This window comes from Corynebacterium sp. LaCa78, from assembly GCF_046717505.1.
In the GTDB taxonomy this organism is placed as follows: Bacteria; Actinomycetota; Actinomycetes; order Mycobacteriales; family Mycobacteriaceae; genus Corynebacterium.
The window spans coordinates 2028406-2049363 of the sequence record NZ_CP177112.1; the positions used below are offsets into that span (position 1 = coordinate 2028406).

Annotated in this window: 21 protein-coding genes; 9 read left to right on the top strand and 12 right to left on the bottom strand. The window is 60.2% G+C overall.

Features of this window, described 5'->3' with window-relative positions; translation table 11 throughout:
* Positions 1 to 101: 101 nt before the first annotated feature.
* Positions 102 to 1604, bottom strand: a complete 1503-nt coding sequence (locus ACLI1O_RS09805; protein WP_284849496.1) for an acetyl-CoA hydrolase/transferase family protein — start codon at positions 1602 to 1604, stop codon at positions 102 to 104.
* A gap of 192 nt (positions 1605 to 1796) precedes the next feature.
* Here ACLI1O_RS09805 and dusB point away from each other — a divergent pair, with 192 nt between their 5' ends.
* Together dusB and phoU are read left to right on the top strand one after the other, a co-directional pair.
* Positions 1797 to 2942, top strand: coding sequence for a tRNA dihydrouridine synthase DusB (dusB, locus tag ACLI1O_RS09810; protein ID WP_284849497.1), 1146 nt, complete (start codon positions 1797 to 1799; stop codon positions 2940 to 2942).
* A 58-nt stretch (positions 2943 to 3000) separates the two neighbouring features.
* Positions 3001 to 3729, top strand: coding sequence for a phosphate signaling complex protein PhoU (gene phoU, locus ACLI1O_RS09815; protein ID WP_284849498.1), 729 nt, complete (start codon positions 3001 to 3003; stop codon positions 3727 to 3729).
* 106 nt (positions 3730 to 3835) lie between these two features.
* Here phoU and pstB read toward each other — a convergent pair whose 3' ends face one another.
* From pstB to mshD, 5 genes are all read right to left on the bottom strand, one after another.
* Positions 3836 to 4609: a phosphate ABC transporter ATP-binding protein PstB gene (gene pstB / locus ACLI1O_RS09820; protein WP_005279626.1), complete on the bottom strand. Its 774-nt coding sequence runs from the start codon at positions 4607 to 4609 to the stop codon at positions 3836 to 3838.
* Positions 4610 to 4660: 51 nt separating this feature from the next.
* A complete protein-coding gene (gene pstA / locus ACLI1O_RS09825; RefSeq protein WP_005279624.1) occupies positions 4661 to 5575 on the bottom strand; it encodes a phosphate ABC transporter permease PstA in 915 nt (304 codons plus the stop codon).
* A 12-nt stretch (positions 5576 to 5587) separates the two neighbouring features.
* Positions 5588 to 6640, bottom strand: coding sequence for a phosphate ABC transporter permease subunit PstC (pstC, locus tag ACLI1O_RS09830; protein WP_023029516.1), 1053 nt, complete (start codon positions 6638 to 6640; stop codon positions 5588 to 5590).
* 133 nt (positions 6641 to 6773) lie between these two features.
* On the bottom strand, positions 6774 to 7880 hold the full coding sequence (gene pstS, locus ACLI1O_RS09835; protein ID WP_023023815.1) for a phosphate ABC transporter substrate-binding protein PstS: 1107 nt from the start codon (positions 7878 to 7880) through the stop codon (positions 6774 to 6776).
* 226 nt (positions 7881 to 8106) lie between these two features.
* Entirely contained in the window at positions 8107 to 9009 is a 903-nt protein-coding gene (mshD, locus tag ACLI1O_RS09840) for a mycothiol synthase (RefSeq protein WP_239268323.1), read from the bottom strand.
* 33 nt (positions 9010 to 9042) lie between these two features.
* Here mshD and ACLI1O_RS09845 point away from each other — a divergent pair, with 33 nt between their 5' ends.
* Positions 9043 to 9867 carry a DUF2993 domain-containing protein gene (locus ACLI1O_RS09845; RefSeq protein ID WP_411706832.1) on the top strand — a complete coding sequence of 275 codons (825 nt, stop codon included), beginning with the start codon at positions 9043 to 9045 and terminating at the stop codon, positions 9865 to 9867.
* On the opposite strand, the gene ACLI1O_RS09850 is transcribed toward ACLI1O_RS09845, so the two are convergent.
* A complete protein-coding gene (locus ACLI1O_RS09850) occupies positions 9864 to 10889 on the bottom strand; it encodes a diacylglycerol/lipid kinase family protein (RefSeq protein WP_255716773.1) in 1026 nt (341 codons plus the stop codon). The two genes, ACLI1O_RS09845 and ACLI1O_RS09850, sit on opposite strands and share 4 nt — an antisense overlap.
* Before the next feature lie 65 nt (positions 10890 to 10954).
* Here ACLI1O_RS09850 and ACLI1O_RS09855 point away from each other — a divergent pair, with 65 nt between their 5' ends.
* Positions 10955 to 11650 (top strand): FABP family protein, encoded by a 696-nt coding sequence (locus ACLI1O_RS09855; RefSeq protein ID WP_005279614.1) that lies wholly within the window; start codon positions 10955 to 10957, stop codon positions 11648 to 11650.
* Positions 11651 to 11658: 8 nt separating this feature from the next.
* Here ACLI1O_RS09855 and ACLI1O_RS09860 read toward each other — a convergent pair whose 3' ends face one another.
* Complete coding sequence (locus ACLI1O_RS09860; RefSeq protein WP_239268327.1) at positions 11659 to 12528, bottom strand: aminodeoxychorismate lyase; 870 nt, start codon at positions 12526 to 12528, stop codon at positions 11659 to 11661.
* 30 nt (positions 12529 to 12558) lie between these two features.
* Between ACLI1O_RS09860 and ACLI1O_RS09865 the strand changes: the two genes are divergently transcribed.
* Positions 12559 to 13623 (top strand): YgfZ/GcvT domain-containing protein, encoded by a 1065-nt coding sequence (locus tag ACLI1O_RS09865; RefSeq protein WP_239268329.1) that lies wholly within the window; start codon positions 12559 to 12561, stop codon positions 13621 to 13623.
* A 141-nt stretch (positions 13624 to 13764) separates the two neighbouring features.
* The gene (locus tag ACLI1O_RS09870; RefSeq protein WP_023023830.1) at positions 13765 to 13962 is read left to right on the top strand and encodes a DUF3073 domain-containing protein; all 198 of its coding nucleotides are present in this window, start codon (positions 13765 to 13767) and stop codon (positions 13960 to 13962) included.
* 66 nt (positions 13963 to 14028) lie between these two features.
* Here the strand turns inward: ACLI1O_RS09870 and purM are convergent, their stop codons facing one another.
* Genes purM through ACLI1O_RS09885 form a run of 3 tightly spaced genes read right to left on the bottom strand, consistent with a single transcriptional unit; the run spans position 14029 to position 17018 of the window.
* Entirely contained in the window at positions 14029 to 15081 is a 1053-nt protein-coding gene (gene purM / locus ACLI1O_RS09875) for a phosphoribosylformylglycinamidine cyclo-ligase (RefSeq protein ID WP_239268332.1), read from the bottom strand.
* Between the two features lie 25 nt (positions 15082 to 15106).
* Positions 15107 to 16603: an amidophosphoribosyltransferase gene (gene purF, locus ACLI1O_RS09880; protein ID WP_411706833.1), complete on the bottom strand. Its 1497-nt coding sequence runs from the start codon at positions 16601 to 16603 to the stop codon at positions 15107 to 15109.
* 10 nt (positions 16604 to 16613) lie between these two features.
* On the bottom strand, positions 16614 to 17018 hold the full coding sequence (locus ACLI1O_RS09885; RefSeq protein WP_284849501.1) for a sterol carrier family protein: 405 nt from the start codon (positions 17016 to 17018) through the stop codon (positions 16614 to 16616).
* Positions 17019 to 17051: 33 nt separating this feature from the next.
* On the opposite strand from ACLI1O_RS09885, the gene ACLI1O_RS09890 reads away from it, so the two are divergent.
* From ACLI1O_RS09890 to ACLI1O_RS09900, 3 genes are all read left to right on the top strand, one after another.
* Positions 17052 to 18062 (top strand): acyl-CoA thioesterase, encoded by a 1011-nt coding sequence (locus ACLI1O_RS09890; RefSeq protein WP_284849502.1) that lies wholly within the window; start codon positions 17052 to 17054, stop codon positions 18060 to 18062.
* 89 nt (positions 18063 to 18151) lie between these two features.
* Positions 18152 to 19390, top strand: coding sequence for an asparaginase (locus ACLI1O_RS09895; RefSeq protein WP_411706834.1), 1239 nt, complete (start codon positions 18152 to 18154; stop codon positions 19388 to 19390).
* Between the two features lie 38 nt (positions 19391 to 19428).
* Entirely contained in the window at positions 19429 to 20034 is a 606-nt protein-coding gene (locus ACLI1O_RS09900; protein ID WP_284849504.1) for a Panacea domain-containing protein, read from the top strand.
* 259 nt (positions 20035 to 20293) lie between these two features.
* On the opposite strand, the gene trhA is transcribed toward ACLI1O_RS09900, so the two are convergent.
* Complete coding sequence (gene trhA / locus ACLI1O_RS09905; RefSeq protein ID WP_284849537.1) at positions 20294 to 20953, bottom strand: PAQR family membrane homeostasis protein TrhA; 660 nt, start codon at positions 20951 to 20953, stop codon at positions 20294 to 20296.
* Positions 20954 to 20958: the final 5 nt, after the last annotated feature.

Genomic DNA, 20958 nt, shown 5'->3' on the forward strand with positions numbered 1-20958 from the left:
ACTTTTAGATCTCCTAATTAACCCCTCGCCTGAGAGTATCCACACAAAGCAGAAGGAGGGCTTCCCAGCTGGGAGGCCCTCCTTTGCCGTGGCGGTGGGGATTAACCGCGCATGTCACCCTTTTCCATGAAGTTAACCTGGAAATCGAAGGCAGTCTTCAAGTCGTGCGGGGTGTGCTGGAACTTGTTTTGCTTCGCACGCTCGTAGTACTCCTCCAACAGCGGACGGTAGTCTGGGTGAGCCACGGCGATGATCTTCTCTACGCGCTGCTTTGGAGCCAAGCCACGCAGGTCAGCCACACCGTATTCGGTGATGATGACCATGGTGTCGTGCTCGGTGTGGTCCGTGTGGGACACGAACGGAACCAGAGCGGAGATGGCACCATCCTTCGCGATGGACGGGGACACGAAGGTGGAGATGTACGCGTTACGGGTGAAGTCACCAGAGCCACCGGTGCCGTTCATGATGCGGGAACCGGACACGTTGGTGGAGTTGATATTGCCGTAGATATCTCCCTCGATCATGCCGTTGGAAGAAATCAGGCCGACGCGGCGGATGACCTCAGGGTGGTTGGAAATCTGCTGCGGGCGCAGGATGATGTGGTTGCGGTAGCGGTCTGCCTCCGCGTTCATCTTTTCTGCGTACTCCGGCGACAGCGCGAAGGAGGTTGCAGAGGCCACGGTCATCTTGCCGGCATCGATAAGGTCCAGCATGCCGTCCTGGATAACCTCGGTGTATGCCTGAATGTTTTCGAACTTGGAGTCCAAAAGGCCTGCCATCACGGCGTTCGGCACGTTACCCACACCGGACTGCATGATGAACTTGTCGTACTCGAGGCGGCCTGCAGCAACCTCGCCCTCCAAGAACTCGATGAAGTTAGCGGCGATCTTCTCAGAAGTCTCGTCTGGCTCGCGGAATGGAGCGTTGCGGTCTGCCGAGTTGGTCTTGACAACTGCAACGACCTTCTCCTCCGGGATCTCCATGTAGGTGGTACCGATACGGTCGCCAGGCTTGTTAATCGGGATGGGCTGGCGGTTAGGCAGCTTGTCGATGCGGTAGATGTCGTGCATGCCCTCAAGGTTCTCGGACTGCCACTCGTTGATCTCAATGATGATCTTGTCTGCAGCCTCGACGAATTCGAGGTTATTGCCCACTGCGGAGGACGGCACGATATTGCCTTCCTCGGTAATGCGTACGGCCTCGATAATGGCTACCTGGAAGTCACCGTAGAAGCCCTCTTCTACCTGCTGGCCCAAGTGGGACAGGTGAATATCTTGGTAAAGCGCGGTGCCGTCGTTGAACTGCTTACGCAGCAGCGGGTCAGAGTTGTATGGGGAGCGGAAGTTAATGGCCTCTGCCTCTGCCAAAACACCGTCACAGTCAGGGGCGGTAGAAGCACCGGAGAAGAGGTCGATCTTGAACTCTTCGCCCTTTTCGTGCAGCGCCTTCGCCTTATCTGCAATGGCGGTAGGCAAGCCCTTAGGGTAACCGGCACCGGTGAAGCCGGAGATTCCTACGCGGTCACCATTGTTGACGTACTTCGCAGCCTCCTCTGCAGAAACTACGAGCTTCTCAAACGGGGCGTATGCGATTCTATCGGACAACTGTCATCCTCCTTCATATACGAGTAGACCGCTGTTACGGCCAACCCAATTTAGTTACACAGACCACAGTAGCGAAAATTAACGTTTTCGCCACCATCATTTTGTGACGTTCACCCCAATAATGGGATTCCTCAGTAACCGCCACCTTCGTTTCAGTTGCTAAATTCTGCGGTTAACGAGCACAATTAGGGCGTGAATTTGCGCATTGGAAACTATGATCTCTCCTCCCCCGTCATCCTCGCCCCCATGGCGGGGGTAACCAACGTTGCCTTCCGCACGTTGTGCAGGGAACAGGAGCTGGCCCGCACCGGGACGGTGTCGGGCTTGTATGTCTGCGAGATGGTCACCGCGCGGGCCCTGGTGGAGCGCAACGAGAAAACCATGCACATGACCACCTTTGCCCCGAATGAAGATCCGCGTTCCCTGCAGATTTATACGGTGGATCCGGAATATACCTATAAAGCAGCCAAGATCATCGTGGATGAGAATTTGGCGGACCACATCGACATGAACTTTGGCTGCCCCGTTCCCAAGGTAACCAGGCGTGGCGGCGGCTCTGCCCTGCCCTATAAGCGCCGCCTCTTTGGCAATATCGTCTCCGCTGCAGTCAAGGCCACCGAGGGCACGAATATCCCCGTCACGGTGAAGATGCGCGTAGGCATCGATGACGAGCACCATACGCACCTCGATGCAGGGCGCATTGCCGTGGATTCCGGCGCCGCCGCCGTAACCCTGCACGGTCGCACGGCCGCACAGCGCTATTCCGGCGATGCCCGGTGGGATGAGATCGCCCGGCTCAAGGAACACCTCGCGGATACCGGTATTCCGGTACTGGGCAATGGCGATATTTTCCGCGCCGATGACGCCCGCCGCATGATGGAGGCCACCGGCTGCGATGGCGTGCAGGTGGGCCGAGGTTGCCTGGGCCGGCCGTGGCTTTTCGCAGAGCTGGGCGCTGCCCTGCGCGGCGAGTCTATCCCCGCCGAGCCCACCTTAGGCGAGGTCACCCAGGTAATCCTGCGCCATGCGGAGCTGCTCGCACAGCACGAGGGCGAGGATCACGCATCCAGGGACATCCGCAAGCACATTGGCTGGTACCTGCGCGGCTTCCCCGTCGGCGGGCAGGTGCGCGCCGGCCTAGCCAAGGTAGATTCCTTAGAGAGCCTGCGCGAATTGCTGGCCCCTTGGGCGGATTCTGATGCTTTGGCTGCCGATGCCGATGGTGCGCGCGGGCGCCAGGGCTCGCCCTCCAAGGTCGCGCTTCCCGATGGCTGGCTTGATGACCCCGAGGATGAATTCGTTCCGGTCGGCGCCGATATTTATAACTCCGGCGGCTAAAATCGCGCCGGTGTGACTCAGCAAGCATTTGCGCGGTTTCTGAGCTATCATTTTCTGCATGCGTACTGCCTACCGTGAGCATCTGGACAACTTCTCGCACGACCTCATTGTCATGTGCGATACCGTCCGCACCATCATGGATAAGGCCTCCCAGGCGCTGCTCGAACGCGCCTTGGAACCCGCGGAGGATGCGCTCAGCCTCACCGAGGAGCTCGATGACATCCGCTCACGCTGCTCCGAACGCGCGGTAAAGCTTTTGGCGCTGGAAAATCCCATGGCCCAGGATCTGCGCCAAGTGGTCTCTTCCATCTACATTGTCGAAGACCTCTTCCGCATGGGCCAGCTGGCCCAGCACATTGCCGATGCCGCGCGCCGCCGCCACCCAGATGCCGTCGTACCCGCTGAATACCTCGGGTTCATGGAGGAAATGTTTCGCCTGACCCAGGAAATGGGCTCGGTGGTACACGATATTTTGGTCACCCCAGATGCCGAGCTATCCGTTAACCTGCGTTCCGATGATGATGCGGTAGACGATATTAACCACCACCTGCTGCGCATTCTCACCCAGCGCGACTGGGAGGGAACGGTGCGCGAGGCCGTAGAGACGGCGCAGATTACCCGCTACTACGAGCGCTACGCGGATCACTGCGTCTCCGTGGCTGGCCGCATCATTTACTTTGCCACCGGCCTATTGCCGGAAGAGTTTGAAAAGAAGCTCCAAGAGGACCAAAAGGATGCCGAGTTCGAGGCCCGCATGAGCGAATTGGAACGCCAATTCCGCCGCTAGGACCATAGACCTAAAGCCGCTAGGACCATAGGACTAAAACTGCCACAAGGGCGGTACCTCCCTGCGCTGGAGGTACCGCCCTTGTCGGACAATCAGAGGCTACGTATTAGCCGAAGCGACCGGAAATGTAGTCTTCGGTCTCCTTCTGGGAAGGGTTCTCAAAGATGCGGGTGGTTTCATCGAATTCCACCAGGTGGCCCGGCTTACCGGTAGCTTCCAAGGAGAAGAAGCCGGTCTTATCGGACACGCGGGCGGCCTGCTGCATGTTGTGGGTCACGATGACGATGGTGAAGTTTTCCTTCAGCTCGTGGATGAGGTCCTCCACAGCCAAGGTAGAAATTGGGTCCAGTGCGGAGCAGGGCTCGTCCATCAGCAGAACTTCCGGCTCCACGGCAATCGCGCGGGCGATGCACAGGCGCTGTTGCTGACCACCGGAGAGGCCGCCGCCCGGCTTATCCAGGCGGTCCTTGACCTCGTCCCAGAGGTTGGCGCCGCGCAGGGACTGTTCGGCGACTTCCTTGAGCTTCTTCTTATTCTTTTCGCCGGATAGCTTCAGGCCGGCAACCACGTTGTCTTCAATGGACATGGTGGGAAATGGGTTGGCCTTCTGGAAGACCATACCGATGGTATTGCGCACGGATACGGGGTCCACCTTGGGGCCGTAGATATTGGTGCCATCGAGCAGGATCTCGCCCTTGACGGATGCGCCAGGGATGACCTCGTGCATGCGGTTCAAGGTGCGTAGCACGGTGGACTTACCGCAGCCGGAGGGACCGATGAAGGCGGTCACGGCCTGCGCTGGGATCTGCATATTTACGTTCTGCACGGCGTGAAAATCGCCGTAGAAAATATCGACGTCATTGAGCTCGAGCTTAGACATTGTGGAGGTTTCTCCTCTTAAGGGGTGTAAAAGTGGCGGAATCGAGTGCGGCTATTTCTTGACCGAGAACTTCGCGGAAATTACGCGCGCCGCAATATTGAGGATGGCGATGAGGATAACCAGCGTCAGCGCTGCGCCCCACAGCTTATCCAGCACGGCAGGCTGCGCGCCGGCCTTGTACATATCAAGCATCATCAGCGGCAGCGAAGACTGCGAGCCCTTAAACGCGTCCCAGTTGATGACCGAGGAGGAACCAACCAAGACCAGCACTGGGGAGGATTCACCCATCACGCGGGCAATGGCCAGCATGATGCCGGTCACAATGCCGGACAGGGCGGTTGGCAGCACGATGCGTGCGATGGTTTTCCACTTGGGCACGCCGAGCGCATAGGAAGCCTCGCGCAAGTCCATGGGAACCACGCGCAGCATCTCTTCGGTATTGCGCACCACGATGGGAATCATCAACAGGACCAGGGACAGGGCGACGGCAAAGCCGGAGCGGCCAAAGCCAAAGAGCGTGATCCACATGGCGAAGATAAACAGCGCCGCGACGATGGAGGGCACACCGGACAGGATGTCCACCATGAAGGTGGTGGTGCGGCCCAGCCAGCCACCCTTGGAGTATTCCACCAGGTAGATGGCGGTAAAGATGCCGATCGGGATGGATAGGATGGATGCTAGGGCGGTCTGGACAAAGGTACCGACGATGGCGTGGGCGGCACCGCCACCTTCGGCGCTATTCATCACGCCGCGCTGGGACAGCGTCCACCAGTCAGCGGAGAAAATCACGCCGCTACCGCGCGAGATCAGCTCCCAGAGGACCCAGATCAAAGGGACCATCGCCAAGGCCATAGCGGCCCATACAACGACGGTGGCAATACTATTGGCCGCCTTGCGGGAACCGGAGATTTCCAGGAAGGTTGCCCCACCGGCGGAGGCGGGCTTGTTATTTGTCGTAGTAGTCATTGTTGTCCTTCCTTACTTGCTTTTCACGATGGCGCGGGCAATGGCGTTGACCACGAACGTCAGCAAGAACAGCATCAAACCGGCAGCGATATATGCACCGGCGCGCGTCTCGTTACCGAACTCGGCAGCTGCGAGGGCGATGGCCGTGGCGAAGGTAGTGCCGCCATCGAAAAGCGAGAAGCGGAAGTCCACCAGCGGCGAGACCACCATGTACAGCGCCATGGTTTCACCCAAAGCGCGGCCCAAGCCCAGCATGGAGCCGGCGACGTAGCCGGACATACCGAAGGGCAGGACGGTCATGCGGATGACTTCCCAGCGCGTAGCGCCCAGTGCCAGGGCGGACTCGATCTGGCCGGGAGGGGTTTGCACGAAGACCTCGCGGGCGGTGGCGGCGATAATTGGCAGGATCATCACGGCGAGCACGATGCCACCGGTAAAGAGGTTGCGGCCGGTAGCAAAGGCGGGCGAATTATCGTAATGGGTAAACAGGAAGAACCCGCCGGCCCAGGATTCCAGCCAGGTATAGAAGCTGGACAGGGCCGGGCCGAGGACCTGCCAACCCCACAGGCCGTAAACGATGGACGGCACGGCGGCCAGCATATCCACCAAGAAACCCAGCGGCTTAACCAAGCGTGCAGGGGCGTAGTTGGACAAGAAGATGGCAATCGCAAGCGCCACTGGCATGGCCAGGATCAGGGCGAAGACCGAGATGAGGACGGTGGTGCCGAACATGGTCGGGATACCGAACTTCATCGCGGAGGTATCGGTGGTCTCCCACCGCTCACCGTGGGTGAAAAAGCCCAGCAGGCCGTTCTCGTTCACGCTGAGTGCCGGGACGGCGCGCCAGATGAGGAAGGCGGCAATCGCCGCGATCATCACGGTAATCAGCGTGGCAGAGGCCGTGGAGAGGAATTCGAAAATGCGGTCACCGGGGCGCTTGACGGAGCTACCGGAGCTGGAGGTAGCCAAGTCATTCTCGTTATCGCCACGGGTATGAGGCTGTTCAACGCCAGAGACGGGGAGGGTCTCCGAGGTCGATGCCTTGGTGAGATTATTGTCTGCCATGAGACGTACTAATCCTTATTTAAAGTGGAACAAAGGGTCATGCGTTACATGCCTGCGCCCCCAAAGCGCGTCTCGAGGGCGGCAGTGGGGGCGGGCGGAACGTTATTTCGCGAGGTAAAGCGCGGTTTACGCCTTACTGTAGTGCGTCAACGGCGCTCTTCAGGCGGTCAAGGTGGTCACCCTTAACTGGGATGAAGCCCTGCTCTGCCAACTGGTCATCCTGGTGATCCAGAACGTCGTTGAAGAAGGTCTTGACCAGTTCAGCGGTCTCGTCATCGTAGCCAGCGGAGCAGACGATGTTGTAGGTGGTCAGGATGAGCGGGTATGCACCCTCAACATCGGAAGCGAAGAGAGCCTTGGAGTCAACGACCATGTCGTTCTCAGAAGCGGTGTCCTTGAACTCCAGGTTCTCCAGTGCCTTGTTGACGGTGTCGTCATTCAGCTCAACCGGGCCGTTGCCAAAGTCGATCTTGGCCTTCTTGACGCCGTCAGCTTCCTTCTGGTCAGCGAAGCCGGCCTCAACGTAGGTGATGGCACCCTCGATGTTTGCTACTTGGTCAGCAACGCCGGAGGAACCGTTTGCGCCCTCACCTACAGCGTCAGGGAACTGCTTGCCTTCGCCGTCCCAGTTACCGGTGGAGGCGTTCAGGAACTTCTGGAAGTTATCGGAGGTACCGGACTCGTCAGAGCGGAAGATGACGTGGATGTCGGTGTCCGGCAGGTCTGCGCCCTCGTTATCAGCGGCGATGGCCTCGTCGTTCCACTTCTTGATCTCGCCCTTGAAGATCTTGGCAATGGTATCGGTGGAGAGGTTGATCTCTTGGTCACCCAGGTTATAAGCAATGGCAACCGGGCCGATGGTGGAAGGCAGGTGCCATGCGTCGTTGCCGTCGCAACGCTCCTTGGCGGCCTCAATCTGGCCGTCGTCTTCCTTCAACGGGGAGTCAGAACCAGCGAAGTCTGCCTGGCCGTTGATGAAAGCCTCAACACCCTTACCGGAACCGGAAGCGGTGTAGGACAGGTTTGCGTCTGGGTTGTCCTCTGCGAAGGCGGTGCCGAAGTAGGACATTGCGTTCTGCTGGGAGGATGCGCCCTCACCAACAAGCTCGCCAGCGACGCCGCTGCCGTCGGAGGAACCCGAGGAGTCAGAGGAGGTGTCCTCAGAACAAGCTACGAGAGCGGTAGAGGTAGCGACCACGAGGCCGAAGATAGCGGCAGAGCGCTTGAAGTTGCGAATCACGGGAAAACCCTTTCCGGTGCAGATCAGAGATTGATTGTCCGAGGAAACCGCATCCCCATAAAAAAGGGGAACCTACATCCCACGTCCGCTCTTCGGAAGCGGGGTGCAGGTGCGCAGGTGCGGCTTTCTCACAATCAGTAAAGCTAACCGGAGGAATTAACCAGCAGGGTGCCGTGAGGTAAACAATTAATGAACAAGCTAGAAAGTTGACATGACCTTAATCACACTAGCCCCAGACGACATGCTCTTCATCAACGGAAAAGCCTAGGCGCTTGTAGGCCTTCAGTGCCGGTTCATTGTCCGCTTCCACGTACAAAATAACCCGCTGAGCTCCCTTTTCTACCATGCGGCGCAGGCCAATCTGCAGCAATGGTCCGCCTAATTTTTGGCCGCGGTACGCCTCCGCAAGGCCCACCACGTAGACCTCGCCAAAACCGGGATCTTCCTCCTCGTGCCACTTGGTCCAGTGGAAACCGGCCAGGGTCGGGTGCCCCTGTTCTTTTTCGTCCCAGAAGAACAAAACGTCCTTAGGATCGAACCATTCGGCCTCCATGCCGCGGTGCAGGCGCTCTAAATCCCAGCCGCCTTGTTCTGGGTGCCAATTAAAGGCCTCATTATTCACGCGCAGCCACTCGTTTTCCACGGTGTCCTTGCCCCACTTGTCCACCGCTTCGCTGTAATTGGCGGCCTGCAGCGGAAGCTCGCCTACTTGGGCTGCACTATCCAGATCGCCGCCCTCGATGCCCATGACCACGAGGGTGCGGGTGACCTTCAGATCGCGGGAATTAGCCAGGGCCTGAGCCGGCTTGCCGTTGCCATGCGCCCAGGTCTCGAGGTTGGTGGTGGCGTTAGCGGTGGCATCGTAAAGCGCGGTGCCATAGCCCTTGCCGCGATAATCGGGGGCGATAAAAAGCTCCGCGGTGGAATCCTCGCAGCTGGATACGCCGATGGGCTCGCCGTCCAGCCAAGCCACCAAATGCTTGTGGTGCAGGCGCTCATCGCGCAGGCCGTTGAGGAATTGCTCCGACAGCGGGGCGATGCCGTCGGCTTTTTCTGCGTGCGCTGCTAGTTCTTCCAGGCTGCCCGCCAGCTCTGGGGAGGCGGGGAGGTTTTCTTCGGTGATATTCATGGTGTCCATAATACGTAGGCTAAATTTGAAGGCGTGAGTGTAGTCAAAGTCGACCGGCGCATTGTCCACGTCCTCATCCTGGTGGGCGTGGTCTTTGCCGCATGGGTGGCCGATGCCTGCGTGGCCATGCATTCTGAGCACAAGATTGCCCAGGAGGTAAAGGAGAACTCGCGGCTGGAAAACTCCCCCCAGGTGTATATCGGCGGCACCCCGTACCTGTTGGCGGCAGGCTCTAAAGAAATCCCCTACTTGCAGGTCAAGGCGCTCGACGTGGAGGTTCCCAAGCTGGGCATGGTCAATGCCTCGACCGTGCTGCGCGATATCACCGTTACCCCTGAGCAGGTAGTAAACGGCGATATTGAAGGCGCGCCCGTATCCACATATTCGCGCGGCATTTCCCTGGACGGCGTGGCGTTAGGGCGCCTTCTGGGCATTACCGATCTCTCCATTGCCAACCCGGATGATATTTCGCCCTCCGGCGGCGTTTCTGCCGAGGCAGAGCTTACCGGCACCCTGCCCGGCGATAAGGAAAAGTCCACCGCGATGGTCACGCTGCGGCTAGTGGGCCCGGAGTTTCGCATGGAGGTCTACGGCACCGATGATCCGCGCCTCAAGGAGGCGTTTTCCCTCAACTTCGATACGCGCGAGCTCCCGCTGCCGGCGCAGGCCACGATGGTAAGGCTGCAGGGCGGAACCCTTTACTTTGAGGTCCAGCGCCGCAATATCAAGGTCCAGATGGCTCAGCTATCCCCGCTGGAAATCGAGGGTTCGGAGCAACGGGCCGTTGAAGAGGCCGAAAAGAAGGCGGCCGATACCGCCAATAAGGTAGGTCCTGCCCCAGATGAGGAGGAATCCTAACGAAGGCGAATAAAGTCCCGCAGCACTTCCTGCACGGAGCGCTGGGCCACCTGCCGCCTGTCTTGCGGCGCGTAGACCTCGATGGCATCGGCCACAGAGGTCAGCGTCACGTGGCGGAAGGTCCCCTCGGATTCGCCATCGGCCTGGAAGCGCTGCGGGGAGTGGCAATCGAGTTCGACGCGCTTGGCATCATCAAAGCCTAGGGTCTTCTCCTTCACCAGCCGCTTGAGCCAGCCGTGCTTATCGGCACCAAAGAGGTGCAGCAGGCCGATAACCCCACGCACGCCACTGAGCTTTTCCAGGCCGAAAAGCGCCAGCCCCTCATCAAAGGAATTGCGCGGGTTGGTCACCACCGGCAAGGGGCCCAAGAAAGTCCAGGGGTTGGTATTAGACGTAAACAAGAGTGGGAAATCCTTCTTATGAAGCGTCTGCCCCAAGCGGGATTCCGCGTGCACCGTGATCTGTGGCGGGTTGCGGCGAGCCCGCAACCAAGCCCGAATGGCCACGTTGAGGTAGCGCAGCGGGGTGGCGGAAAAGCCTTGTTCACGGGCGCGGTCCACGCGCGCGAGGACGTCCGCATCCATGCCAAAACCGGCGTTGACGGCAAACCAGCGTTCGTTCCAGGTGCCCAGGTAAATGGTGCGGCGCAGATCGCGCTCTAGCATGCGAGCCAGAACGTGGATGGCCTCAACCGGAGTATTGGGGAAGCCAAGGGCGCGGACGAAGACGTTCGCGGATCCGGTGGGAATGACGGCGAGCGCCGGCACATCGTGCGGGCTGGGGAGATCTCCACCGGCCGGCCCCAGCAGGCCGTTGACAATCTCATTGACGGTGCCATCGCCGCCCACAGCAATGATGACATCATAATCATCCCTGGTAAGCCCCCGGACGATGTCTTCTGCATGCCCTGGGTAATGGGTGAATTTCACCAATAGGTGCATGCCTTCTACGGCCCGCAGGGCGGGCACGATTTGGCGAAAGAGCCCGTTGGATTGCGAGGTCGAATTGGGATTGGAAATCATCAGTGCATGCACAAAGGACCAGTCTAGTAGTTAAAGCGGCCCCGGCACGACTAGGCTGGACGCCCATGAGCGAAAATACCGAGAACACCAATACCCCGAACGTCGAGACCGCCGCCGCGTCCCACCCGGAAAACACCTCCGGCGCGCTCAATGGCAATGACGCGGTCAACCAGGCCGCCGAGCAATGGAAGGATGCGGCCAGCCACAATATCCCCGCCATCGAGCTTGGCGATGCCCCCGTTCCCGCCGATACCGCCAACCTGCGCCAGGGCCCGTCGCTACACGATGGATTGCTAGGACTCCTCCCCCTCGTCGGCGTCTGGCAGGGCGAGGGCCAGGCCCACGACACCGATGGCAGCGAATACACCTTTGGCCAGCAGCTGGTCGTCGCCCACGACGGCGAGAATTACCTGACCTTTAGCTCGCGCACCTGGAAGATCGATACCGAGGGCAAGCCGCAGGGCCCGTCTACCCGCGAGACCGGTTTCTGGCGCATCTCCGCCAAGGATGAAATCGAGGTCACCTACACCTCTTCAACCGGCATCGTGGAAATCTTCTACGGCGAGCCCTTCAACGAGCGCGCTTGGCAGCTCGAATCCGCCTCCACCATGGTCACCGAGACCGGCCCGAAGAACCTGGGCCCCGGCAAGCGCATGTACGGACTCATGCCCAATAACAACCTGGGCTGGGTAGACGAGCGCATGGTCGATGGCGAAATGCGCCCCTACATGTCCGCCGAGCTCACCCGCATCGCCGGCTAAAAAGCTGGCTAGGCCCCTAGCGCGGCATCGATAAGCCCCCGGATTTCTTCCTCGTTATCCGGGGCTTTTAACGTTTTTTCATTCAGCTTGGTCACCCGCACCGCCACGCGCACGGAAGAGACCAGCCACACCGAATCGGACTTTTCCAAGTACTCCACCGTCAGCGGCTTGGCCTTGCAGCGGTAGCCGCGATCCTGGGCGTAATCAAAGAGCGCGGCCTGCGTGGTGCCGGGCAAAATGCCGCGGCCGGCGGCGGTGCGCAGCTTCTTTCCCCGCACCGCCACGACGGTAGAGGTAGCGCCCTCTAAGATTTCGCCGGTATCTGGATCCGTGAGGATGAGATCGTCGTAGCCCTTGTCCTTGGCCATGCGCAGCATCGCCATCGTCGCGGCGTAGTTGAGTGTCTTGGCCGGTAGCTCTTCGGCCACGTGCCACAAGCGCGGGCTCGTCAGGACGGTGACGCCGGTGGTGCGTTGGCGAAGAGGGGCATCGCCAAGCGGCTGCACCGTCACCCACGCGGTGGGCACGCCGGTCGAAGCCCGGCCGCGGGTATAGGTCCAGGTGCATTTGGCATCGGGATGATCGGCATCGGTACCGCAATAATCCGCGATCGCCAGCCGGGTCGCCTCCTCCCACTTGTGCATCGGCGGTTCCGGCAAATCGAGCGCCCGCGCCGAATCGCGAAAGCGCTGCGCGTGGCGGGCGAGGTTAGCTGCCTTACCGCCGCGGACCAGGAGCGATTCAAAGATGCCATCGCCGCGGGTCACGGCGGCGTCATCGGCATAAACCAGCGGCAGGGAGGGCGAATGCTTGCGCACCGACCCACCAAAGGGTTCCACGACGTAGATGACCGGCTCTTTTCGCGGGGAGGGTTTCATAGACTCGATTATGCCCTACCATCGGTAGATGTGAGTTATTCTTCGCCACTTCTTCAACGCGCCGGTGCCGCCGAGCACCAGGACGCGACTGTACTCGATGCCCAAGGTGTGGCCTGGCACTATGGCAACCCCCTCGGGGAACAGCGTGCGGCCGAGACCGGGACCATCGCCATCGACCGCTCGCAGCGCCGCGTGCTGCGCGTCAGCGGTGCGGATGCACCGGGTTTTCTTAATAATCTGCTCTCGCAGAAGCTTGACGATGCCCCCTCCGGCTTCTCCGCCGGCGCCCTCGACCTAGATATCCAGGGCCACATTTTGCACCACATGGATATCACCCGCGCGGGCGAGGACCTTTACCTCGATCTGCCCGCCGCGCAGTTCGAATCCGCCCAGGACTTTTTGACCAAGATGGTCTTTTGGTCTGAGGTCACGGTCGAGGAAGCCGATATCGCCATCGTGACGTTGCTGGGTGAAGCCGATATTCCTACCCCACCCACCGTGGTCTTTTCCCGCGAGGTGCAGTGGCCGGGAATCAAGCGGGTTGACCTCGCCGTTCCGCGCGAAAAGTTGGTGGAATCCATGGCTGCCCTGGAGGCCGAGGGCGCGCGGCTGGCCGGGCTCATGGCCTTTACCGCCGAGCGCGTGCGCGCCCGCGAGCCGGAACTTGCCGCCGACTTGGACAATAAATCCATCCCGCACGAGGTTCCGCAGTGGATTAGCCGCAGCGATGCCAATCCCGCCCACGTGCACCTGAATAAGGGCTGCTACCGCGGCCAAGAAACCGTGGCGCGCGTGGAGAACCTGGGCCGTTCTCCCCGCCTCTTGGTGCTCCTCCACCTCGACGGATCCGCGCCGGAACGGCCGAATGTGGGCGATGACATTTCATTTAATGGACGTAAGGTAGGTCGCATCGGCACCATCGTGGATGACTGCGATTTCGGCCCCATTGCCTTAGGGCTAGTCAAGCGTTCTGCGCTAGATGCAGGCACATTGGATATCGGCGATACCGCGGCGTCGATCGATGCGTCCTCCATCCCCGAAGATGAGGGCCCAAAGGCCGGGCGCGAGGCGGTAAACCGGCTGCGCGGGCGGTAGATTTTCCACTCATCGGGGGGCCGGTGCGGAATTTTTTCGTCACACGCGCTATTGTGTCTTACAGGAAGATACACAATTGACAAGCCGATGGGGCGCCCAAGAATCCCTGGAGCGCCCTACTAGCCCAAGGGGGTCATGCACATGGGACGCGGACGCGCTAAGGCAAAGCAGACCAAAGTTGCACGCCAGCTCAAGTACAACTCACCCGAGATGGATATCGAGTCCCTTCAGCGGGAACTCGCTGCTCAGCAGGAGGGTGACTCCCACGACTACGAAGAGGATGATCCCTACGCCGAGTATGTCGACGAATGGGATGAGGACAACGACGACGAGCGCTAATCTTCCGCTCGCCGGATAAATCCACAAAAGGCCTTAGGTTTTTAACCTAAGGCCTTCCTCTTGTACCTAGAAGTTTGAGTGTTCGCCCTGCATGATAACGCGCGGTTCTTCGCCGTCTGCTTCGCGGACGCTGCCCAGCTCCCACGCGTCGATGTGGCGGGCGGTGAGCATGGCCAAGGCGCGGTCACGGTCCTCCGGATTGACCACGGCAATCATGCCCACGCCCATGTTGAAGGTCTTTTCCATCTCCGCCAGCTCGACCTTGCCCATGGACGAGATGAGCTTAAAGATCTGGCCCGGATTCCACGTGGAGCGGTTGACCTCAGCGCTCAGGCCCTCTGGAATAACGCGCTCCAGATTGCCGGCCAACCCGCCGCCGGTGACGTGGCAGAAGGTGGATACGGAGCATTCCTGCGCCAGCGCCAGGCATTCCTTGGCGTAGATGCGAGTGGGTTCCAAAAGCTCCTCCCCTAGCGGGCGGCCGAGCTCTTCCACGTACCCGTCTAGCGGCATGCCCGCCTGCTCCAGCAAGACGTGGCGCGCGAGCGAGTAGCCATTGGAGTGCAGCCCAGACGAGCCCATGGCGATGAGTACATCGCCCTCGCGCACGTTGTCTGGGCCCAACACGCCATCGGCCTCAACCACGCCGACGGCGGTAGCGGAGACGTCGTATTCGTTCTCCCCCATCATGCCTGGGTGTTCGGCGGTCTCGCCGCCGAGCAGCGCAGCGCCTGCCTGCACGCAGCCCTCGGCAATGCCCTTAACTACCTCGGCTACCTTTTCCGGCACGACCTTGCCCACGGCGATGTAGTCCTGCAGGAATAGTGGCTCGGCGCCGCAGACGACTAGGTCATCGACGCACATGGCCACCAGATCGATGCCGATGGTGTCGTGCTTATCCATGGCCTGCGCAACGGCGAGCTTGGTGCCCACGCCATCGGAGCCAGCGGCGAGGATGGGTTCCTTGTAATCGCCCAGCTTGAAGAGCCCCGCAAAGCCGCCGAGGCCGCCCATGACCTCCGGGCGGGTGACGCGCTTGGCGTGTGGGGCAAATAGGCTTACCGCGCGGTCGCCTTCTTCGATATTGACGCCGGCTGCGGCGTAGGTGTTGTCACTCATGTTTTTGAAAGTTCCTTAAGTGTTTTTATTGGGTTCCGAGCAGGGTGCGCATGGCATCGGCATTGGGGTTTCCGGCGGGAAGGCCAAGGGGGTAATCGCCGGAGAAGCAGGCGGTGCACAGCTCGGAGCGAGGCTGCTCTGTGGCGGCGACCATTTCATCGATGGAGACAAAGCCCAAAGAGTCAGCGCCGATGGTCTCGCAGATGGTGGAGCAAATCTCTTCCGGGTCATCGGACGGACTGGCGTTGGCAATGAGCTCGCCGGGCGAGGCGAAGTCAATGCCATAAAAACACGGCCACTTCACCGGCGGGGAGGCAATCCGCACGTGGACCTCGGCGGCGCCGGCCTCGCGCAGCATGCGGATAAGCGCGTGCTGGGTATTGCCTCGCACGATGGAATCATCCACCACGACGAGCTTCTTGCCGTCGATGACCTCGCGCAACGGGTTGAGCTTTAGCCGGATACCCAGCTGGCGCAGGGTCTGCGTGGGCTGAATAAAGGTGCGGCCCACGTACGCATTTTTTACCAAGCCATGTGCAAAGGTGATGCCGGATTCGCGGGCGTAGCCCACCGCGGCCGGGTTGCCGGATTCCGGTACGGGGATGACCAGGTCTGCATCCTCAACCGGGTATTCGCGGGCCAGGCGGCGGCCGATCTCCACGCGGGAGGCATTGACGGAGCGGCCGTTGATATCGCTATCCGGGCGGGCCAAGTACACGTACTCGAAAACGCAGCCGCTGCGCTTGACGGGCGCGAAATTTTCAGAGCGAATGCCCGCCTCATCGATGGCAACGAGCTCGCCCGGCTCGATCTCGCGAATAAACTGCGCACCGCAGATATCCAACGCGCAGGTCTCGGAGGCGACGACCCAACCTTTGGCCAGACGGCCCAAGACGAGCGGGCGCACGCCCTGCGGGTCGCGCGCGGCGTACATGGTATGGCCATCGGTAAAGGTCAAGCAGAATGCGCCCTTCACCCGCGGCAGGAGCTCGCGGGCGGAGTCGAAGACGGAGGTGGTGTCATCGACGCCATCGGCAAGCAGCATGGACAAGCACATCGAGTCAGAAACCGATTCCTCGTGCGGCTTAATCAGGCCGCGCTCGACGGCCTCTGCGCGCAGCTCGAGGTAATTGACCAGGTTGCCGTTGTGGCCCAAGGCAATATCCACGCCCGTAGAGGAGGTGGAAAACATTGGCTGCACGTTGGACCATTCCTTGCCACCGGCCGTGGAATAGCGCGTATGGCCCACCGCCACATTGCCGTTTAAGGCAGAAAGGGTCGATTCATCGAAAATATTGGCCACTAGGCCCATGTCTTTGAAGACGACGATGCGGTCATCATCGCCCACCGCAATGCCGGCGGCTTCTTGGCCGCGGTGCTGGAGAGCAAAAAGGCCAAAGTAGGTAAGTTTGGAGACTTCCTCCCCGGGAGCCCAGACGCCAAAGACGCCACACTCTTCGCGGGGTTCCTCCTCGTTACGATCGTCAAGGTCAGTGATACTAGGAGTATGTACTTCTACCACGGCGTTTATATTAGCGCGTTGGGCCGTCGAAAACTAACGGAATAATCGGCAGCCACTGTGCAATCTCCCCTGAACGCGACCCGGAAGCATCAACGCGACCTGTGTTTTTGACCTCGTCCCAGTCCGTGACACCGGTGGCCAAACGCAGCCAGGTCTCCGCATCCATTTCCACCACATTGGGTGGGGTGCCGCGCGTGTGACGGGGGCCTTCAATGCACTGCACCGCAACAAATGGGGGTACGCGCAGCTCCACCGAATGCCCCGGCGCGTCGGCCTCGAGGGTGCGGGCGGTGCGACGGACGGCATCGGCAAGCAGGGCCCTGCCTGGCTTTTGTTGCCCGTCCGGGTCCTGAATCCAGTCCTTGATGGCGATGACGGCCGCGCGCGTGGCGGCGGGATCAACGGGTTTATGCATAGCCACAGCATAGCGACTGTTATCTTGTTGTTTATGTCATCTACTGACTCCGCTGCGGATTCCCCAAAGTCCCCTGCTCTCACGCTGCGCTTTATGGCATCGCCTACCGATGTCACCATGGCCGGCGCCCCCGGCATCAATGGCGGGCGCGTGCTGGAATGGATCGATAAGGCAGCCTATGCCTGCGCCGTGCAGTGGTCCGGCCAATACTGCGTGACCGCATATGTGGGCCATATCCACTTCACCCGCCCCATTCCCTCCGGGCACATCGTAGAGGTGCGCTCGCGCATTGCGATGACCGGCCGGTCTTCCATGCACATCATCAACGAGGTGCTTTCTGCTGATCCCCGCGAAGGCATTTTCACCCGCGCCTGCGACTGCTTGGTGATCTTCGTAGCCAAGGACCCCGAGAGCAATAAGACCACCCCGGTGCCCACCTTCGTGCCGGATTCCGATGAGCACCTGCGCGTGGCCGAGGCCGCGAAATCCCGCATCGAGCTGCGCAAGGCCATTGAGCAGGAAATGGACAAGCAGACCTACGATGGGCCATCCGATGCCCCGCGCATGGTCAACCGCTTTTTAGCCAAGCCCACCGACGTCAACTGGGGCGGCAAGGTACACGGTGGCACCGCGATGCAGTGGATCGATGAGGCCGGCACGGCCTGCACCATGGAGTGGTCCGGCGAGCGCACCGTGGCCGTCTATGCCGGCGGTATCCGCTTTTATCGGCCCATTTCCATCGGGGATCTCATTGAGGTCGATGCCCGCATGATGCGCACCGATACCCGCTCCATGCAGATGTCCATCCACGTCCGCGCCGACGATCCCCGCGGCGGCCGCGACAATTTAAAGACCGCCATCCACGCCACCGTGGCCTATATTGGCATGGACCGCGATGGGCAGCCGATGACCGCGCGCACCTTCACCCCGCAGACGGAGGAGGACATCCGCTTGGCCGAACACGCCAATATCTTGCGCGAACTGCGCGGCGAGTACTCCCCTAAGCCGCTCATTGTGGCGCCGCATCACCAACACGTGGATTAAATTTTCAATACATTTTCTATGGCGCGGCGCTTATACCCTAGCGTGGTATTAAATAGGTAACAGAAACCACGCTAGAGAAATGAGCTGATATGTCTAACCCACGCCTGCGCCGCAGGGTGCAGAACTCCGCCGCATTAGTTGCCTCCGCATTATTGTTGGCCTCCTGTCAGAACCCGGCCAACCAGACAGACAAGGATGATGCCTCCGCCACGCAGACGACCAGCTCGTCTGCGTCCACCACGGAAGAAACCTCGGAGTCATCCACCACGGCGTCGAGCTCCAACTCCGCGACCAGCTCCAGTAGCGCCAGCAGCTCCGCTACGAGTTCGAGCTCCAGCAGCGCCACCTCCTCCAAGGCGGCTGGCGCAGCGGCCAAGGAGCGCTCCGCCATTGAAGGCCACGTCGTGGTTCTTTCCACCGGCGGCACCATCGCCAGCACCCATGATGACAAGGGCGCGGTGGTTCCCACCGTCACCGGCTCTGACCTGGTAGAGCCACTGTATGGCGAATTCGATAAAGACAAGCTCGATCTTGAGGTCAAAGACATCGCTAATCTCGATTCTTCCGCGATGAACTTGGCTGATACCGATAAGATCATCACCGCCGTGCACGAACAGCTGCAGCGCGATGACGTCGATGGCATCATCGTCACCCACGGCACGGACTCCATGGAAGAAACCGCCATCGCGCTCGATACCTTCCACGACAGCGACAAGCCCGTGGTGCTCACCGGCGCGATGCGCCCCTTCGATGACTCCGACCCAGATGGGCCAGAAAACCTCGCCACCGCAGTAGAGACCGTCACGAACCCTGATTACGCGGGCCACGGGACGTTCATCGCCTTTGGCGGTAAGGTCATCCCCGCCCGCGGCGCATTCAAATCCGATACGGAAAAGGCCGACGGCTTTGCCACCAATAGCGAAGAGAAGTTCCCCGAGCGCCCAGCAGCCCTCGACTACTCGCCTCTTCGCGATGTTCGCGTCGACATCATCGCCGCCTACCCCGACGCGCCCGCCGATCTGATTGAGCAGTCCCTGGCCAAAGGCGCACAGGCCATCGTGATTGAGGGCATGGGTTCCGGCAACATCGGCCCGGATCTGGCCAACGCCGCCATGGAAGCCGCCAAGACCGTTCCGGTTGTACTTACCACCCGCGTGGATCACGGCCCCGTCGCCGGTATTTACGGCGGTGCCGGTGGCGGCGCCACGCTTGCCGATGCCGGTGTTATCACCTCCGGCGATCTCCGCGCGCCGCAATCCCGCATGCTGCTGGCTGCCGCCGTGGCCACCGGAACCGATGCACAAGCGCTCTTTCCTGCTAACGGATGAGGCCGTATAATTTGTCGCAGCACTGAAAGGAGGAGAGCATGGCTAGCATTGTAGATGCGGGACAATACATCACTGAACGTATTCCCAATGTAGATAAGCTTAAGCTGTACAAGCTGTGCTACTTTTCCCAAGGCTGGCATTTCGCGTGGACAGGGCGGCCAATGTTTTGCGAAGAGTTTCAGGCTTGGCGGCATGGCCCCGTCTCCCGTGAGCTACACGCTCGGACATGGCAGGTAGCGGGCTCCCACCGTCCTTGGCCGGTTCCTTGCGTGCCTGGGGGCCTTAGCGAAAATCTAAGTGCATACGAGCGCGAAGTAGTAGATAGCATTATTACTTTCTACGGTGGCGTTGACTCCACCGAGCTGTCTGATTTGAGTCATGGACTTGCCTGGAACAAGGCCCGTCGTGGCATTGCGAAAGATCAAAAATCGAACGAGGTTCTCCAAGCTACGGCAATACTTCAAGAGTTTTCCCAAGCATTAGACTCGCGCAAGCCCACTCCTCAATCTCCGCTTCAATCACCAGAAGTTCTCTTACCCAATGTCGAACTCGACGAGGACGTGGAGCAGATTTTAGCTTCACCACAAGCCAAGCAAGTCGAACACGACTGGCGGGAAACTTTCCGGATTTTGGCGAACCGCTAAACAGGCATGCCATCTAATGAAGAAGTACCAACGGACGAGGAAAAGGTCGCCAACTTCCTCGTCCGTGTCGCATGCAAAATGCAGAAGCTGGGGCAGATTTAGTTACTTCTATAACCGCTTCTGAAGACGATCTTGACAACCTCGTATTACGAGCCAGCGCTATTTTCAGAAAATGGACGGTACCGGCTTAGTGTTGCTTAAGTAAGAGATTCGTATACGCGCTCACCCAGGCACTTCGGATTACGATGAAGAACGTGGTTTAGCTAGCCCCTACGACAACCTGCCACACCGCCACGAGGTGCACCACCGCCGCCGCGATGGTCGCGGTGTGGAAGTGCTCGTGATAGCCGTAATAACGCGCGTTGCGCCCTGGCCACTTAAAGCCATAGACCAGCGCACCCACGGAGTAGACCACCCCGCCGGCCAGCAGCAGCCAGACCACCGCCGGACCAGCCTGGCTCCACAGCGTGGGCAATAGCGGTAGCACCAGCCAGCCCAGCGCCAAATAGACCACAACGTCCAACCATCTCGGGTGCTCAATCCACACCAGGCTCAATATCACGCCCAAAATCGCACCCGCCCACGCAGTGGCTAGCATCCAGGCAGCCTGGCCTGGGGATAACGCAATCAAGCACAACGGTGTGTAGGTCGCGGCAATGAACACCGCAATCGTGGCGTGATCCGCTCGGCGCCACCACTGCACCGCCCGGGGACTAGCCCACGGGTAGCGGTGGTAGAGCGCGGATACACCAAAAAGGCCCACCAAGCCCAAGCCGTAGACAGTAACGCCTAGTCCCTGCCACCACTGCAGCGTCATCCACGCATACGTAATAAGCACGGTGGAGGCAATGACAGAAAGCAACGCCGCCAGCGCATGACCCCAGCCACGGGTCAGCGGCCGCTCGCCGCGGTCCGCCATCCAAT